General features: G+C 38.9%; 11 protein-coding genes and 1 pseudogene. 10 read left to right on the plus strand and 2 right to left on the minus strand.

Annotation, left to right across the window (positions count from 1 at the left end; genetic code table 11):
- Nucleotides 1–20: 20 nt before the first annotated feature.
- The 5 genes from IGJ04_RS08955 to IGJ04_RS08975 all read left to right on the plus strand — a co-directional run bounded on the left by IGJ04_RS08955 (nt 21) and on the right by IGJ04_RS08975 (nt 9,595).
- Nucleotides 21–860, plus strand: coding sequence for a metal ABC transporter permease (locus tag IGJ04_RS08955; RefSeq protein ID WP_438840130.1), 840 nt, complete (start codon nt 21–23; stop codon nt 858–860).
- Between the two features lie 143 nt (nt 861–1,003).
- On the plus strand, nt 1,004–1,825 hold the full coding sequence (gene purR, locus IGJ04_RS08960; protein ID WP_002381336.1) for a pur operon repressor: 822 nt from the start codon (nt 1,004–1,006) through the stop codon (nt 1,823–1,825).
- Between the two features lie 201 nt (nt 1,826–2,026).
- Nucleotides 2,027–3,412, plus strand: coding sequence for a bifunctional UDP-N-acetylglucosamine diphosphorylase/glucosamine-1-phosphate N-acetyltransferase GlmU (glmU, locus tag IGJ04_RS08965; protein ID WP_016618502.1), 1,386 nt, complete (start codon nt 2,027–2,029; stop codon nt 3,410–3,412).
- Between the two features lie 440 nt (nt 3,413–3,852).
- Entirely contained in the window at nt 3,853–7,779 is a 3,927-nt protein-coding gene (locus tag IGJ04_RS08970) for a 5'-nucleotidase C-terminal domain-containing protein (protein WP_071646504.1), read from the plus strand.
- 136 nt (nt 7,780–7,915) lie between these two features.
- Complete coding sequence (locus tag IGJ04_RS08975) at nt 7,916–9,595, plus strand: peptide ABC transporter substrate-binding protein (RefSeq protein WP_002361487.1); 1,680 nt, start codon at nt 7,916–7,918, stop codon at nt 9,593–9,595.
- Nucleotides 9,596–9,641: 46 nt separating this feature from the next.
- Here IGJ04_RS08975 and IGJ04_RS08980 read toward each other — a convergent pair whose 3' ends face one another.
- Together IGJ04_RS08980 and IGJ04_RS08985 are read right to left on the minus strand one after the other, a co-directional pair.
- Nucleotides 9,642–9,866, minus strand: a complete 225-nt coding sequence (locus tag IGJ04_RS08980; RefSeq protein ID WP_002373729.1) for a DUF896 domain-containing protein — start codon at nt 9,864–9,866, stop codon at nt 9,642–9,644.
- Nucleotides 9,867–9,880: 14 nt separating this feature from the next.
- Nucleotides 9,881–10,866: pseudogene (locus IGJ04_RS08985) on the minus strand (LLM class flavin-dependent oxidoreductase).
- A 400-nt stretch (nt 10,867–11,266) separates the two neighbouring features.
- On the opposite strand from IGJ04_RS08985, the gene IGJ04_RS08990 reads away from it, so the two are divergent.
- From IGJ04_RS08990 to ygjK, 5 genes are all read left to right on the plus strand, one after another.
- On the plus strand, nt 11,267–12,241 hold the full coding sequence (locus tag IGJ04_RS08990; RefSeq protein ID WP_002407578.1) for an Abi family protein: 975 nt from the start codon (nt 11,267–11,269) through the stop codon (nt 12,239–12,241).
- Between the two features lie 246 nt (nt 12,242–12,487).
- On the plus strand, nt 12,488–13,102 hold the full coding sequence (gene ruvA / locus IGJ04_RS08995; RefSeq protein ID WP_002359241.1) for a Holliday junction branch migration protein RuvA: 615 nt from the start codon (nt 12,488–12,490) through the stop codon (nt 13,100–13,102).
- A 12-nt stretch (nt 13,103–13,114) separates the two neighbouring features.
- Nucleotides 13,115–14,131, plus strand: a complete 1,017-nt coding sequence (gene ruvB, locus IGJ04_RS09000; protein ID WP_002383488.1) for a Holliday junction branch migration DNA helicase RuvB — start codon at nt 13,115–13,117, stop codon at nt 14,129–14,131.
- 141 nt (nt 14,132–14,272) lie between these two features.
- Nucleotides 14,273–14,971 (plus strand): N-acetylmannosamine-6-phosphate 2-epimerase, encoded by a 699-nt coding sequence (locus IGJ04_RS09005; RefSeq protein WP_002370615.1) that lies wholly within the window; start codon nt 14,273–14,275, stop codon nt 14,969–14,971.
- A gap of 178 nt (nt 14,972–15,149) precedes the next feature.
- The gene (gene ygjK / locus IGJ04_RS09010; protein ID WP_438840131.1) at nt 15,150–17,489 is read left to right on the plus strand and encodes an alpha-glucosidase; all 2,340 of its coding nucleotides are present in this window, start codon (nt 15,150–15,152) and stop codon (nt 17,487–17,489) included.
- The last annotated feature ends 101 nt before the right edge of the window (nt 17,490–17,590 follow it).

Consider the following 17,590-nt stretch of genomic DNA (forward strand, 5'->3'; position numbering starts at 1 on the left):
AGCGGTAAGGAGTGAATCGTATGGCAGAAATGCTTTCTTATGCATTTATGCAAAAGGCCTTTTTAGCAGCACTGTTTATCTCAGTGATTGCTCCAATGCTCGGCATCTTTCTAGTTATTCGCCGACAATCTTTAATGGCAGATACCCTTTCACATGTGTCATTAGCCGGTGTGGCACTAGGCTTCTTTTTTAATTGGAATCCTAATTTAATGACCTTAATTGTCGTGATTGTGGCTGCAATCATTCTAGAATATTTACGAATGATTTATAGCACCTATTCAGAAATTTCGATTGCTATTTTAATGTCAGGCGGTTTGGCTTTGGCGTTAGTTTTAATGAATTTAACAGGAGGCAATTCAGCTGCTAGTATTCAATCGTATTTATTTGGTTCCATCGTCACGATTACGTGGAATCAAGTGGTTATGTTGGCAATTTTATTCGTAGTTTTAGTTCTATTGTTTATGTTATTTAAACGTCCAATGTATGTTTTAACATTTGATGAAGATACTGCTCATGTTGATGGGCTACCTATTCATTGGATGTCGATGCTTTTTAATGTAATTACTGGTGTGGCGATTGCTGTGATGATTCCGATCGCGGGAGCCTTGTTAATTTCAGCAATTATGGTCTTACCAGCTGCGATAGGTATGCGAATTGGTAAAGGCTTCAACACGGTGATCATCATCAGTGTGTTTATGGGCTTGATTGGCATGCTAACAGGGTTGACTAGCTCGTATTATTTGGAAACACCACCGAGTGCAAGCATTACCCTAATTTTTATTGGTTTATTCTTATTAGTCAATATTTATCGCCGAGTGGTTGTTATGGTCCAACGAAAACAAAAAATGCAAAGAAACTAAGGAGAAAAACGAAAGTTTTTCTCCTTTATTTCTTTTTTTTAAAAGAAATGGCGAACTATTTTCAGTTATTTGAAAAAAATCCTCGAATTTTTCGGTTAAACCCCTTATAATAAGGAACGATAGAATGAAAAGGAGTGACGAATTTGAAAATTCGGAGAAGTGAACGATTAATCGATATGACCCAATATCTTTTAGATCATCCCCATACATTGGTTTCTTTGACATATTTTGCTGACCGATACCAATCTGCCAAGTCTTCCATTAGTGAAGATTTAGCAATTGTTAAAAAAACATTTAAAGAACGTGGAACAGGTATTTTAGAAACGATTCCAGGCGCTGCAGGCGGTGTCCGCTTTATCCCTGAAATTCCTTATGAGGAAGCGGAGCAGTTGATTATGGATTTATGTGATCGTTTGTCAGAACAAGATCGCTTATTACCTGGGGGCTATGTTTATCTTTCAGATTTACTTGGGGAACCGAATTTATTAAGACAAGTGGGCCGGATTATTGCTTCTAAATATTTAGGCAAACAAATTGATGCGGTAATGACCGTTGCGACCAAAGGAGTGCCAATTGCGCAAGCTGTGTCTTATTACTTAAATGTTCCGTTTGTGATTGTTCGTCGCGATTCTAAGATTACTGAAGGTTCAACGGTGAGCGTGAACTATGTATCAGGGTCTTCAGAACGTATCGAAAAAATGGAACTTTCAAAACGCAGCTTAAAACGCGGCTCAAAAGTTTTAGTCGTGGATGACTTCATGAAAGGCGGCGGCACCGTCAATGGTATGAAGAGTATGATTGAAGAATTTGAAGCAGAACTTGTGGGCATTACCGTTTTTGCTGAGTCAAAATTCAATGGCCGTCGTGCAATCGATGACTACACTTCGCTATTGTACGTGGAAGATGTGGATACACAAACAAAAACGATTAGCGTAGTCCCAGGAAACTATTTCACAGAGAAATAATTTGAAAAAGAGCGTGGAAATGGTCCATTCCATTTTCAGGTTCTTTTTTTCTGTTTTATTCCTTTAAAAAAAGATGAGAAAATAAATTGGTCTACCTTTTAAATGCCTTATTTTGTTGAAAAAGACAAAAGAGTAAGATAAACTAGAAAAGGTATAATGAGGATGATTTAGAAGAAAATCAAACAATTTAGTTAATTTGAGGTGGCAAACGTGGAAAATAGATACGCAATTATTTTAGCAGCTGGTAAAGGAACACGCATGAAATCTAAACTTTATAAAGTATTGCATCCAGTTGCTGGTAAACCAATGGTCGAACATATTTTAGATCAAGTAGAACAAACAGAACCAACAGAAATCGTGACAATCGTTGGACATGGGGCGGAAATGATTAAAAGCCATTTAGGCGAACGTAGTCAATATGCCTTACAAGCTGAACAATTGGGAACTGGGCATGCAGTCATGCAAGCACAAGAGTTATTAGGTGGTAAACAAGGAACAACATTAGTTATTACAGGGGATACGCCGTTATTAACTGCAGAAACCTTGAAAAATTTATTCGATTACCATCAAGGTAAGAATGCAAGTGCGACTATTTTAACAGCGCATGCGGAAGACCCAACAGGCTATGGTCGAATTATTCGTGACCATGTGGGTATTGTTGAACGAATCGTGGAACAAAAAGATGCCAGTGAAGAAGAAGCACGTGTTCAAGAAATTAATACAGGAACCTTCTGTTTTGATAATGAATCATTGTTTGAAGCGTTAGCGAAAACAGATACAAACAACACACAAGGGGAATACTATTTAACAGATATCATTGAAATTTTGAAAAAAGAAGGCAAAGCTGTCGCTGCTTACCAAATGGCAGACTTTGACGAAGCAATGGGTGTAAATGATCGTGTTGCTTTATCCACTGCTAATAAAATTATGCATCGTCGTTTAAATGAAATGCATATGCGAAATGGTGTTACATTTATTGATCCAGACACAACGTATATTGATGAAGGCGTGGTAATTGGTTCAGACACAGTCATTGAAGCGGGAGTCACTATCAAAGGAAAAACAGTGATTGGCGAAGATTGCTTGATTGGCGCACATTCAGAAATCGTTGATAGTCACATCGGCAATCAAGTGGTTGTTAAACAGTCTGTGATTGAAGAAAGTGTGGTTCACGAGGGGGCCGATGTAGGTCCGTATGCACATTTACGTCCTAAAGCAGATGTGGGGGCAAACGTACACATTGGTAACTTCGTGGAAGTAAAAAATGCAACAATCGATGAAGGCACAAAAGTGGGCCATTTAACATACGTTGGTGATGCAACATTAGGCAAAGATATTAATGTCGGTTGCGGCGTTGTTTTTGTTAATTATGATGGCAAAAATAAACACCAAACAGTCGTGGGTGATCACGCGTTTATTGGCTCTGCAACGAACATTGTTGCGCCAGTCACGATTGGTGATCATGCGGTGACTGCTGCTGGTTCAACCATCACAGAAGATGTCCCTTCAGAAGATTTGGCGATTGCCCGGGCACGTCAAGTGAATAAAGAAGGCTATGCTAAAAAGTTACCTTATATGAAGGATTAACCTCAAATAAAAAAGAACGCTCTTTTGCTTAAGCAAAAGAGCGTTCTTTTTCCTCCTTAAAGACTAGACCAATTGCTGCTAGTATTTGTTTAGAGACATTCAAGGGCTAGACCAATGCTGTTTATTCGGTATTTTTAGTTATTTTTTTCAAAAAAATAGTTTTTGTTCCGCTTTTCCAATATAAAAAGACTTTCTTTTTTATAAAGTTCGTGTTTTGGTCAAAATTACTATTTTTTTCACAAACAAATCCGCTATATTGTCCAAAAATAAAAACAATTTACAGGAAAAACATCTTATTTTAACGGAATTTACTGTTTTTTATTTAACGGATATATTATGATAGGAAAAGAAGAGCAGCGTGATGGGGGAAGGCTCTTTTTGTTGTTTGTTACTTTGACAATTGTTTGTTGCAAATGGGTTGAAACACAAGGAGGAAATTTGTGAAAAAGTTGAGCTTTAAAAAAGTGAAGTGGGGCATGCATTTTTTAATGGCTGTTGCGTTGATAGCGCCAAGCGTTACTAGTACGGCATATGCAGTAGAAACAACGAGTCAACAAAGTTCAGAAGCAGTAACAAGTACCACCGATTCAAGTAGAAAACAAGAACCAGTCATTACACAGGAAACAACAGACATCAAACAAGAAGCACCAAATCAGGCTACGAGTGACAGTGTCAAGCAGTCACAAGAAACCACAGCACCAACAGAGACGACGAATTTAGAAACGTCAACCGCTGAAAAAGAAGAAACGAGCACGCCGCAAAAAATAACAATTTTAGGTACGTCAGATGTTCATGGTCAATTATGGAATTGGTCTTATGAAGATGATAAAGAATTACCAGTTGGTTTGTCCCAAGTAAGTACAGTCGTCAACCAAGTCCGGGCACAAAACCCAGCAGGCACCGTTTTAATTGATAATGGCGACAATATTCAAGGCACTATTTTAACAGATGACTTGTATAATAAAGCGCCTTTAGTGAATGAAAAGACCCATCCAATGATTACCGCCATGAATGTGATGAAGTATGATGCAATGGTTTTGGGGAATCATGAGTTTAATTTTGGTTTACCGTTAATCCAAAAAATTCAAAAAGAAGCCACTTTTCCAATCTTGTCTGCGAATACCTACAATAAGGATGGTAGTCGTTTTGTTGAAGGGACTACCACGAAGGAACTTGATCTTAATCAAGATGGGCAGCCAGATTTAAAAGTTGGGATTATCGGCTTAACAATCCCGCACATTCCTTTGTGGGATGGCCCTCGTGTTACTTCGCTTAATTTTTTACCTTTGAAAGAAGAAGCAGAAAAAGCAGTTACTGAGTTGAAAACTAACGATCAGGCTGACATTATTGTTGCTTCGATTCATGCGGGACAACAAAATAGTGATCCGGCTGCCAGTGCCGACCAAGTAATTGAAAATGTCGCGGGGATTGATGCGTATATTCTGGGTCATGACCACCTTTCTTTTACCAAGCAAGGAGCAGCGCCGAATGGAAAAACTGTACCGGTAGGGGGACCTAAAGATACAGGGACAGAAGTTGTCAAAATTGATCTTTCAGTTGCTAAAAATGCCGATAAGTGGGAAGTGCAAGAAGGTACAGCAACGATTGTACCAACAACGAATGTTCCAGCAGATGAAGCAGTTAAGGCAGCGACAAAAGAATACCATGAAAAAACGCGAGCGTTTATTCAGGAGGAGATCGGCACAGCAACAGCTGATTTTTTACCAAAACAAGAAATTAAAGGAATTCCCGAAGCACAATTACAACCAACAGCGATGATTTCTTTAATTAATAACGTTCAAAAAGAAGTAACGGGCGCACAATTAAGTGCGGCAGCGCTGTTTAAATACGACAGTAAATTACCTGCGGGGAAGATTTCCTATGCCACGATTTTTGATATCTACAAATACCCGAATACCTTAGTGAGTGTTCCCATTAACGGTGAAAACTTACTGAAGTATTTGGAAAAACAAGGGGCGTACTATAACCAAACACAGCCAGATGATTTGACCGTTAGTTTTAATCCAAACATTCGTGTATATAACTATGACATGATTTCTGGAGTGGACTACAAGATTGACATTTCAAAACCAGTGGGTGAACGAATTGTAGATGCGAAAATTGACGGCCAACCGTTGGATCCTGCCAAAGAATATACGATTGCTATGAATAATTATCGTTACGGCGGTTTAGCTAGCCAAGGGATTCAAGTAGGAGAACCTATTAAAAATTCTGATCCAGAAACCTTACGAGGAATGATTGTTGATTATATTAAGAAAAAAGGAACGCTTGATCCAGAACAAGAAATCGAACGAAATTGGTCAATTATTGGGACAAATTTTGATGAAAAATGGCGTGCCAAAGCAATCGAATTAGTGAATGACGGCACTCTTCAAATTCCGACTTCTCCTGATGGACGTACACCAAACGCCGCCGCTATTACGAAACAAGATGTCCGTAATGCGGGCTTTGATTTAGATAATGCATATACCATTATGCACACAAATGACGTTCATGGCCGACTAGAAGCAGGGAAAGGCGAATTAGGTATGGCGCGTCTAAAAACCTTTAAAGACCAAGAAAACCCAACCTTGATGGTGGATGCAGGGGATGTTTTCCAAGGATTACCAATCTCCAATTTCTCCAAAGGCGCGGATATGGCCAAAGCAATGAATGAAGTTGGTTATGATGCCATGGCGGTGGGAAATCACGAGTTTGATTTTGGTTTAGAGATTGCACTAGGTTATAAAGACCAACTGAATTTTCCGATTTTATCTAGTAATACGTATTACAAAGATGGCAGTGGACGGGTTTTTGATCCGTATACAATCGTAGAAAAAGCCGGGAAAAAGTTTGCCATTGTAGGTGTGACGACCCCAGAAACAGCAACGAAAACACACCCGAAAAACGTGGAGAAGGTAACATTTAAAGACCCGATTCCAGAAGTAGAAGCAGTGATTAATGAAATTAAAGAGAAGTACGCGGATATTCAAGCTTTCGTGGTTACTGGGCATTTAGGCGTAGATGAAACGACGCCGCATATCTGGCGTGGTGATACGCTAGCAGAAACCCTTAGTCAAACATATCCTGAGTTAGATATCACTGTGATTGATGGACATTCGCATACAGCCGTCGAAAGCGGCAAACGTTATGGCAAAGTGATCTATGCTCAAACAGGTAATTATTTAAATAATGTTGGGATCGTCACAGCACCAGAGAGTGAACCAACTAAGAAAACAGCAAAATTGATTTCAGCAGCAGAGCTGCTAGAATTGCCAGAAAACCCGGCAGTTAAAGCCATCGTTGATGAAGCACGTACGAATTTTAACGCTGAAAATGAAAAAGTAATTGTCGATTATATTCCATTCACATTGGATGGACAACGAGAAAATGTGCGCACACGAGAGACCAACTTAGGGAATTTGATTGGTGATGCGATTATGTCATATGGCCAAGACGCGTTTAGCCAACCTGCTGATTTTGCAGTAACCAATGGTGGCGGCATTCGCGCTGATATTAAACAAGGGCCAATTAAAGTTGGGGATGTCATTGCTGTGTTACCTTTTGGCAATAGCATTGCGCAAATTCAAGTAACCGGCGCTCAAGTTAAAGAAATGTTTGAAATGTCTGTTCGTTCGATTCCACAAAAAGATGAGAATGGCACAATTTTACTAGATGATGCTGGCCAACCAAAACTTGGCGCAAATGGTGGTTTCCTACATGTTTCAAGCTCCATTCGTATCCACTATGATTCCACAAAACCAGGTACTCGCTTGGCTAGTGACGAAGGCAATGAAACAGGACAAACGATTGTCGGTAGTCGCGTATTAGGAATAGAAATTAAAAATCGGCAAACGCAAAAGTTTGAACCATTGGATGAGAAGAAACAATACCGGATGGCTACCAATGATTTCTTAGCTGCTGGTGGTGATGGTTACGATATGCTAGGTGGTGAACGAGAAGAAGGGATTTCACTAGATGCTGTCTTAATTGAATACTTGAAAAGTGCAACCAGCTTGCGGTTGTATCGTGCAGCAACGACGATTGATTTAGCACAATATAAAGAACCATTCCCAGGCGAACGAATTGTTTCTATTTCGGAAGAAGCTTACAAAGAGTTAATCGGTGGAGGAGAGACGCCAAAACCAGATCCAAAACCAACACCAGAAACACCAGTAGCAACTAATAAACAAAACCAAGCGGGAGCAAGACAGAGCAATCCATCCGTAACAGAGAAGAAAAAGTATGGCGGCTTTTTACCTAAAACGGGTACAGAAACAGAAACGCTTGCATTATATGGTTTACTGTTCGTTGGACTTTCTTCTTCTGGCTGGTATATTTATAAACGACGTAACAAAGCTAGTTAGTCATTTTTTAAGAACCGTCCTTCGGGATTGGTTCTTTTTTTTATTTTAATGCTTGCCATTTGTTTTTAATTTTAGTATTATAAGAATATTCTAAAAATTAAAAAATGAAGAGTTTTTTCTGTGAAGGGAGAAAGGCATGAAAAGTAAACGTATAAAAGGACTTATCGGGTTAAGTTTAACAACGCTGTTAGTTTTAGCTGCTTGTGGTGGTGATGGGGGAGCTGGCGCCGAAAAAGCAAAGGGCGGATCAGAGAAAACTGCCGCTAAACAAGAATTTAAAGTAGTAGTTCAACAAGAAATGCCTTCTGCAGATTTATCTTTAGGAACAGATACAATTAGTTTTACGGCACTGAATAATGCGTATGAAGGAATTTATCGTTTAGATGATAAAAGCAAGCCGCAACCAGCAGGGGCTAAAGAAAAAGTGCAAGTCAGTGATGATGGTCTGACGTACACAGTGAAACTAAGAGAAGAAGCAAAATGGTCCAATGGTGATCCTGTCACAGCTGCCGATTATGTTTTTAGTTGGCAACGTACAGCAGATCCTCAGACTGGCGCTGAGTATGCTTATTTTCTAGAAATGATTGAAAACGGCGCAGATATTGTAGCTGGTAAGAAACCAGTCTCTGAATTAGGCATTAAAGCAAACGGAGATTACGAGCTAGAAATTAAACTGGCAAAACCAACACCATATTTTGATTATTTACTGGCCTTTCCACTATTTTTCCCGCAACATCAAGCAACCGTAGAGAAATATGGCAAAGATTACGCTGCTTCCAGTGAAAAAGCAGTCTATAATGGTCCGTTTGTCTTAGCTAACTTTGAAGGGGCTGGCTCAGATACCAATTGGACTTTGGAAAAAAATGAAAACTATTGGGATAAAGACAATGTCAAATTAGATAAAATCAATTTTGATGTTGTCAAGGAGGCGCCAACTGCCTTGAACTTATTCCAAGATGGCCAGGCAGACGATGTTATTTTAAGCGGCGAATTGGCCCAGCAAATGGCGAAGGATCCAGAATTGGTTATCGAAAAAGAAGCACGAACCAGCTATTTGGAATTTAATCAGCGAGATAAAAATTCACCGTATAATAATGTGAATTTACGCAAAGCAATTTCAGCAGCGATTGATCGCAACGCATTAGTAGATAAAATTTTAGGCGACGGCTCAGTAGTCGCTACCGGCTTAATTCCAGAAGGGATGTCTTATTCGCCGACAGATGACAAAGATTTTGCTGATGAAAATAAAAAAATTGTTGAATATAGCCCAGAAAAAGCAAAAGAATATTGGGCAAAAGCGAAGAAAGAATTGGGTATAACAACACTCAAAATGGATATTGTTGCCGATGATGTCGATTCTACGAAAAAGTTAGCGGAATATATTCAAGGTACGTTAAAGGATACTTTAGAGGGCATTGATGTAACAGTGAGCCCAGTGCCGTTTTCAGTTCGAATTGATCGAGGTAGTCGCGGCGATTTTGAGACAATCTTAGGTGGTTGGGCTGCGGATTACGCAGATCCAAGTAGTTTCTTAGACCTTTTTGTCACTGGCAATAACTATAATCGCGGGCGTTTTTCAAGTAAAGCCTACGATGAGTTGATCGAGGCTTCAGCCACAAGAGATGCTTCAGATCCTGAAAAACGTTGGGAAGACATGGTTAAGGCTGAGAAGTTATTGATTGGTGAAGAGACCGCTTTAGCACCACTTTATCAAAAGGCGACTGCCCATCTACGCAGTAAAGAAGTGAAAGGCGTCGTTGCCCATGGTGCTGGCGCACAATATGATTATAAGTGGACATATGTGACAGAAGAGTAGTTAAAAAGAGACACAGAATAGTCAAATCGACTGTTCTGTGTCTCTTTTAATCAAAATATTTCTGCTGTTCTTCTTTTAATCTTTCTGGGGTCACATCTTCACCAGTAGGATCATAAATAGTGACGCCCATTAATGTTTTATTGAATTGTTCACGAATGGTCCGCAAATATTCTTGTCGCAAATCGACACGAAGAGCTTGTTCTTCAGATGTTAAGCCTTGTTCACGCTCTTTTTGTGCAAGCGTATTAATTCTTTTTAAAACCTCTAACATTTCTCATTTCCTTTCTATAATAATTCTTTTGCTAGGCGTTCAAATGATTGAAAGCCGTTTGTTTGTCATAACCTGGAGTGATTAGCATCGCTTCTGTCAACCCTAGTTCTTCTTGTTGGTGGAAAAACTCCGCAACTTCTTGGCTACTGCCAATGACAAAGCGTTGTTTATTTTGTTCTAAAACCAGTTTGTCCATTTCACTGTAAGGGAAAGCTAGTGCTTCTTCTGGCGATAAAAATTTATTTGGAAGCCCATGTTCGGTGGCAAAGATATAATGCTCAAAACTAGCCGCATGGTATTCTGCTTCTTCTTTCGTGTCGGCGGCAAAAGTGAAATACGCAGCGCTCACTTGCGGCTCTTGTTGTTCAGTTACTGGTCGGAAATGCTTGTAATATGCGGACAATACTTCTTTGGGCAAATGTCCATGAATAAATTGCGCAAAGGAAAAATTAATGCCATATTCACCAGCTGAACGTGCGCTTTCTTTACTAGCACCTAGTAACCAGGGTTGTGGTAATAGAACTTCCCGCGGAACAGCTGAAATTTTAGAATATAAATGATCTTCAGGAAATTCCTCTCTTAAAAAGAGTAAAATTTCAGGTAATTTATCAAATTGGTCTAGCTGAGGTGGCTGACCATTATTTAACGCCAACGTAGTTAAAGGGCTGCCACCAGGCGAGCGGCCCATGCCTAAATCGATTCGATCAGGATATAAAGCTGCTAACGTTTTAAACGTTTCTGCGACTTTAAATGGCGCATAATGCATGGTCATGATGCCACCCGCGCCAACACGAATTTTTTCGGTGGCACTAGCAATATGTGCAACTAAAATTTCTGGCGTTGCACTGGCAAAGGCGTCTGAGCCGTGATGTTCGGCATACCAAATTCTTGTGTAGCCAAGTTTTTCCGCTAATTGAGCGAGCTCTTTGGCTTCTTGTAATGTGTCGCTTGCTGATTGATTTTTAGGAACCGTTAATTGATCTAAGATACTTAATTTCATGTATGTAGTCTCCTTTTTGGTTATTTTTTTTGAAGCTACCGCTATTATTACGCAAGCATGTTAAAAAAAACAGTACGCACTTTTTAATTCCCTAGTGAGCGAAAAGTAACAAATAGATGTAGCCAAGGTCGATGATAAAAAATTCTCCGCTATGGCTGTGTGCATTTTGATTTTTTGGACAATGTATAGAAATATACTTAATATTTTTTCTGTTTTTATACAACGTATTGTATTTTTTAGTATAAAAAGCATTTTCTTTAGAAAGTTGGGCTATTGACTAGCTACAAAACAAATGATAGCATAGAGATAACCTTAAAGAAGAGCTGCTGTGCGGCTAACCAAGAACGTCTATTAGTTTTTCTAATAGACGTTCTTGTGCTAATTAATAGGAGAACAGTATATGAAGCCTTTTAAAACATTAGATGAACAATTAGCTATTTTGGAAGCTCGAGGATTGGTTTTCTCGGATAAAGAAAATGCAAAAAAGAAATTATCTTTTTATGGCTATTATGAGATTATCAATGGCTATAAAGACTTCCTTTTGGAAAAAAAGCAAAAAATAACTGACCATCAAGAAGAATGTTTTATAGAAAACAGTACATTTGATCATATTTTTTCTTTATTTATGATGGACAAAACAATAACTTCATCTGTAATTGATGCGACATGTGATGTTGAGATGTATGTAAGAGCAGCTATTTCTTACGTTGTCAGTAAAAATATAGGTGAACAACAAATAGACTATTTGAATAGACGTCATTATCAAAGTGGAAAGAAAAACAAAAACGGACAAGGATATAAAGTTGATCAGCTAATTACAAAGTTTAAAAAGATTATCTACGATGATATAGAACCCATGAAACACTATCGTGGTTATCATGGAAACGTTCCACCTTGGATTATGTTAAAAGGAACAACATTTGGAAACCTGGCTAATTTTTATAAATTACAAAAAAGTGAAAATAAAAAAGAAGTTATAGCGATGATTCTAGGAATACCTAAAGAAATCGTGGATGAAGGGATTACCAATATGTTTACTGACATTATCTTTTTATGTCATAGTTATAGGAATAGAGCTGCACATGGTGGACGAATGTATAACTATCGGTCGGCTAAAGCAGTTATTAGATATAGTGAAAATTTTCATCCCCGAGCAAATATTACTCAGGCAGAGTATAGAAAAGGCAAAGGAATATCCTGTTTAGGTACCCTATTTCATGCATTGACATGGATGGATAATAAAGTAGCTTTAGCAAGGTTACAAGCAGGGGTATCTGTTGCGTTAGATCAGCACTTAAAAGTTTACCCAGAAGATTATGATTTAGTTTTGTCTGAAAGTAATATCAATCCTAAATTTTTACAGCTTTCTAGATAGAATTATTAGACTGAGTTGTACATAAAATTATTGTCTCTACTAGGGAGAGCGTGTTAATCTGTCTTCTGTTAGTTATTAATTATTGTTTGCTTCATCAATAGAAAGCTGTTTTATAAAGAGTGTTTTCAGGCTATTAGTATAGATTGCTCATAGGAATATTTGCAAACGATGGAGATATCGCTTAAAATAAATGAATCAAGTAAAATGGAACATATGTACGCAATCAGCAATTGGAAAGGTGACAACATGTACGAATATATTATTGGAAAAGTAACGTTTGTTAGCCCATACTATATTGTCGTTGAAACAAATGGCATTGGCTATCAGATTTCAGTCGATAACCCGTATCGCTATTCAGGAAAAATGGATACGGATATTAAACTATATCTTCACCAAGTCGTGCGGGAAGATGCACAACTTTTATTTGGTTTTGGCAGTTTAGAAGAAAAACAATTGTTCTTAAAATTAATCAGTGTCTCTGGAATTGGCCCTAAAAGTGGCTTAGCTATCATGGCTTCTGTGGCTGATCATGGTGGTTTAATCAATGCAATTGAAGGGGAAGATGTTACATATTTAACGAAGTTCCCAGGTGTTGGCAAGAAAACAGCCCAACAAATGATTTTAGATTTAAAAGGAAAATTAGGCGAATTAGAGTCTTCCGAAGCAGCGGTTGCGGCCATGACCGCAACCGAAGCGGTGACAACAAGCAATCAAGCATTGGCAGAAGCGTTAGAAGCATTAAGTGCCCTAGGCTACAGTGACCGAGAGATTAAGCGTATCACTAAGCAATTGGAAGCGTTAGGTGAGACAACGACAGATGTTTATTTAAGCAATGCGTTAAAATTCATGATGAAACGCTAAGGAGGAATAACGATGACAGAAGAAGAACGGTTGCTTTCAGCTGCAAGTCAAGAAGCAGAAGCTTCAATTGAAAAATCGTTACGTCCACAATTTTTAGCACAATATATTGGTCAAGACAAAGTAAAACAAGAACTAACGATTTATATTGAAGCGGCGAAAAATCGGAATGAAGCGTTGGATCATACTCTTCTTTATGGTCCGCCAGGTTTAGGGAAAACGACAATGGCGATGGTCATCGCCAATGAAATGAATGTGAACATTCGTACCACAAGTGGACCAGCCATCGAACGGGCGGGAGATTTAGTCGCTATTTTGAACGAATTAGAGCCTGGTGATGTGTTATTTATCGATGAAATTCATCGTTTGCCGCGAGTGGTGGAAGAAATGCTGTATTCCGCAATGGAAGATTTTTACATTGATATCATGGTCGGTCAAGGAACCACGGCACATCCCGTTCATTTTCCGTTACCGCCTTTTACTTTAGTGGGCGCTACCACACGGGCAGGGATGCTTTCAGCGCCATTACGAGATCGTTTTGGGATTATTTCTCACATGGAGTATTATCAAGAGCAGGATTTAAAAGAAATCGTTCTCCGTTCCGCGGATATTTTTCAAACGGAGATTTTTGAGGAAGGTGCCTTTGAAATTGCGCGCCGCTCAAGAGGAACCCCCCGAATTGCTAATCGTTTGTTAAAACGTGTCCGTGATTTTGCCCAAGTCCAATCAGATGGCAAAATCGACCGAGCGATTGCAGACAAAGCGTTAACCTTGCTGCAAGTGGACCATCAAGGCTTGGATTATGTCGATCAAAAATTGTTGAAAACAATGATTGATTTATACGGCGGCGGTCCAGTTGGTTTAAGTACCTTGTCTGTAAATATCGGTGAAGAAACCGAAACGGTGGAAGATATGTATGAACCCTATCTTATTCAAAAAGGTTTCATTAAACGAACACCACGAGGACGAATTGCAACGCCATTTGCGTATGCACATTTTGGGTATGATTATTTAGAGGGTCATAAAAATTAAAAATAAGTCAAAAGAAAGCAAGCCTTAACCGCTTGCTTTCTTTTGTTTCACGTGAAACGTTTGTTCTTATTTGGGAGAGTGGCATATTTCAGCTGTTGTAGGTATACTGTGTTTGTAATCGCTTTTAAATTGGAGGGATCAATGTTGAATAAAGAAATCAAAGGGGCATTAATTGTTTCTTGCCAAGCGTTGGCAGACGAACCGTTGCATAGTTCTTTTATCATGTCCAAGATGGCTTTGGCCGCTAAACAAGGAGGGGCTAAAGGCATTCGAGCAAATTCTGTGGTAGACATTCGAGCAATCCGGAAAGAGGTAGATTTACCAATCATTGGGATTATTAAACGAGATTATCCTGACGCAGAAGTATATATTACCGCAACTATGCGTGAGGTAGATGAATTAATGGCTGTTCAGCCAGAAATTATCGCTCTCGATGCAACCCATTCGAAACGACCAAATGGCGAAACGTTAGCCACATTTTTCAAAAGAATAAAAGAAAAGTATCCTAACCAAGAATGGATGGCAGATTGTTCCACGCTGGAAGAGATGATTGAAGCGGCGGAGTTAGGCTTTGATTATATTGGCACAACGTTAGTCGGCTATACGCCGCAAAGTGAAAATCAGCGGATTGAACAAAATGATTTTGAACTGTTAAGAGAAGCAAAGAAGCATTTTACTACACCAATCATTGCAGAAGGAATGATTGATACGCCAGCAAAAGTCCAACGTGTTCTGGAGCTAGGTGCTTATAGCGTGGTGGTGGGATCTGTTATTACACGACCGCAAAAAATTACTGAAAAATTTGTGGAAGCTACGAAAATAAAACAGAATCAAGCATAAACTAAATACACTATCGATACACTTGTTATTTTTTGATCAATACACTTCAATACGGTCGCTTTTTTTCTAGAGAAAGTGGAATCTTTCAATAATGAAAAGGGATACACTCCGTTTGGCATAGTCCTTGCTGATAATAAATCAGTGTATAAAGCGCTATCATTTTTATAGGAGGGGTTTTATGAAGGGTTTATCAAAAAAGAAACGGGTGTCTACTTGGTTAGCGTTAGGAATCACCGTAGTCAGCTGTTTTGCGTTAAGCGGGGAAGTGCAAGCAAGTGTTGAAAGAACAAAAGTTGATGAATTTGCGAATGTTTTAGATGTGAGTGCATCACCAACCGAACGGACGAATGGCGTATACGATACCAATTATTTTAATAATTTTTCTGATTTAGGTGCATGGCATGGCTACTATTTACCTGAAAAAAGCAATAAAGAGCTACTGGGTGGTTTTGCGGGGCCATTGATTATTGCGGAAGAATATCCAGTAAACTTGGCGGCAAGTTTAAACAAATTAACGGTCAAAAATAAAAAAACGGGAGAAACCTATGATTTAAGCCAAAGCAACCGCATGGACCTGTCTTATTATCCTGGGCGCCTAGAGCAAACCTATGAATTAGACGATGTAACGATTCATTTAGCTTTAATTTTTGTCAGCAATCGAACGGCGCTTATCCAAACGACACTTGAAAACACTGGTGAAGATCCCTTGTCACTTGAAGCAAGCTGGACAGGTGCGGTCTTTGACAAAATTCAAGAGGGAATGGAAACCTTAGATATTGGTACTCGTTTAACTGCTAAAGACAATGACATTCAAGTGAATTTTGGTGAAGTCAGAGAAACGTGGAATTATTTTGCTACGAAAGACACAAAATATACGATTCATCATGCGGATAAAGTTTCAACAAAAATTGATAATCGGAATTATACAGCGACCGCTGAACCAATTGAATTGAAGCCTAAACAAACGTACAACACCTATACGACAGAAAGCTATACTTTTACAAAAGAGGAAGAGGCAAAGGAACAACAACAAGCACCCGAATATACCAAAAATGCGGCGCGCTATTTCAAAGAGAACAAGCAAAGATGGCAAGGATATCTAGATAAAACGTTTGATCAAAAGAAAACAGCAGAATTTCCTGAATATCAAAATGCGCTAGTCAAATCGATTGAAACGATTAATACCAATTGGCGAAGTGCGGCAGGTGCCTTTAAGCATGACGGGATTGTTCCGTCCATGTCTTATAAATGGTTTATTGGTATGTGGGCTTGGGATTCGTGGAAAGCGGATGTAGCAACGGCTGATTTTAATCCTGAGTTAGCTAAAAATAATATGCGGGCCTTGTTTGATTATCAAATTCAAAAAGATGATACCGTACGTCCACAAGATGCAGGAGCGATCATTGATGCTGTCTTTTACAATCAAGACAGTGCGCGTGGTGGTGAAGGTGGCAACTGGAATGAACGAAATTCTAAACCACCATTGGCTGCATGGGCAGTTTGGCATATTTATCAAGAAACCAAAGATAAGGAATTTTTAAAAGAAATGTATCCCAAACTTGTGGCTTATCATAATTGGTGGTATACCAACAGAGACCACAATAAAAATGGGATAGCAGAATATGGAAGCATGGTCAGTGATGCTCACTGGCAAAAAGACGACAAGGATCAAATCATTAAAGATAAAAATGGCCAACCTAAAGTGGATGATGATGCTGTTATTGAAGCAGCCGCGTGGGAAAGTGGCATGGATAACGCTACACGGTTTGACAAAGAAGGTGTGGGCAAAGGCGACGTTGGAGTTAAAGTTTTTGAAAATAAAAATAAAGGAAAAGTAGTGGGGTATTCGATTAATCAAGAATCAGTGGATTTGAATGCGTATCTCTACGCTGAAAAGGGCTATTTAGCTTCGATAGCAGAAGAACTAGGCAAAAAAGAGGACTATAAGAACTATCAAAAAGAAGCGAAGAAACTAAAAAAATATATTCAAGAAAATATGTTTGATGAAAAAACGGGCTTTTTCTATGACTTACAAATAAATGAAGACGGCTCGAAAACAAAATTGTTAGTCAATCGTGGCAAAGGAACAGAAGGCTGGTTGCCGCTCTGGGCAAAAGTAGCGACCAAAGAACAGGCGGCGGCAGTTAAGAAAAACATGATAAATCAAGAAATGTTCAATACCTTTATGCCATTCCCAACGGCATCCAAAGACAATGAAAAATTTGCTGCAACGAAATATTGGCGGGGACCAGTTTGGCTTGATCAAGCCTTGTTTGGTGTAGAAGCTCTTCAAAACTATGACTATACAAAAGAAGCAAAAGAAATGACACAAAAACTCTTCTTACATGCCGAAGGATTGATGGGAGAAGGACCTATTCATGAAAATTATGATCCACTGACAGGGAAAGGCCTAAGTACGAAAAACTTTAGTTGGTCAGCGGCAGCGTACTATTTACTGTATAAAAACACCTTATTAAGTAATAACCCCACAACGCAAACCGCTTTTGAAATAAAATAGAAAAACAGCTCTTGAGAAAATATCTCTCAAGAGCTGTTTTTTTCTTCACTTGCTAAAATCTGTTTCCCTCTGATTTAATTAAATGTAATTTATTTGTTTAA

The sequence above is a fragment of the Enterococcus sp. AZ050 genome (assembly GCF_051715085.1).
GTDB classification, from domain to species: Bacteria; Bacillota; Bacilli; order Lactobacillales; family Enterococcaceae; genus Enterococcus; species Enterococcus faecalis.

What these genes read in the sequence shown, in the direction of transcription:
- IGJ04_RS08955 (WP_438840130.1), top strand. Translation starts at nt 21, where the DNA reads ATGGCAGAAATGCTTTCTTATGCATTTATGCAAAAGGCCTTTTTAGCA.
- IGJ04_RS08975 (WP_002361487.1), top strand. Translation starts at nt 7,916, where the DNA reads ATGAAAAGTAAACGTATAAAAGGACTTATCGGGTTAAGTTTAACAACG.
- IGJ04_RS08980 (WP_002373729.1), bottom strand. Translation starts at nt 9,866, where the DNA reads ATGTTAGAGGTTTTAAAAAGAATTAATACGCTTGCACAAAAAGAGCGT.
- IGJ04_RS08990 (WP_002407578.1), top strand. Translation starts at nt 11,267, where the DNA reads ATGAAGCCTTTTAAAACATTAGATGAACAATTAGCTATTTTGGAAGCT.
- ruvA (WP_002359241.1), top strand. Translation starts at nt 12,488, where the DNA reads ATGTACGAATATATTATTGGAAAAGTAACGTTTGTTAGCCCATACTAT.
- ruvB (WP_002383488.1), top strand. Translation starts at nt 13,115, where the DNA reads ATGACAGAAGAAGAACGGTTGCTTTCAGCTGCAAGTCAAGAAGCAGAA.
- IGJ04_RS09005 (WP_002370615.1), top strand. Translation starts at nt 14,273, where the DNA reads ATGTTGAATAAAGAAATCAAAGGGGCATTAATTGTTTCTTGCCAAGCG.
- ygjK (WP_438840131.1), top strand. Translation starts at nt 15,150, where the DNA reads ATGAAGGGTTTATCAAAAAAGAAACGGGTGTCTACTTGGTTAGCGTTA.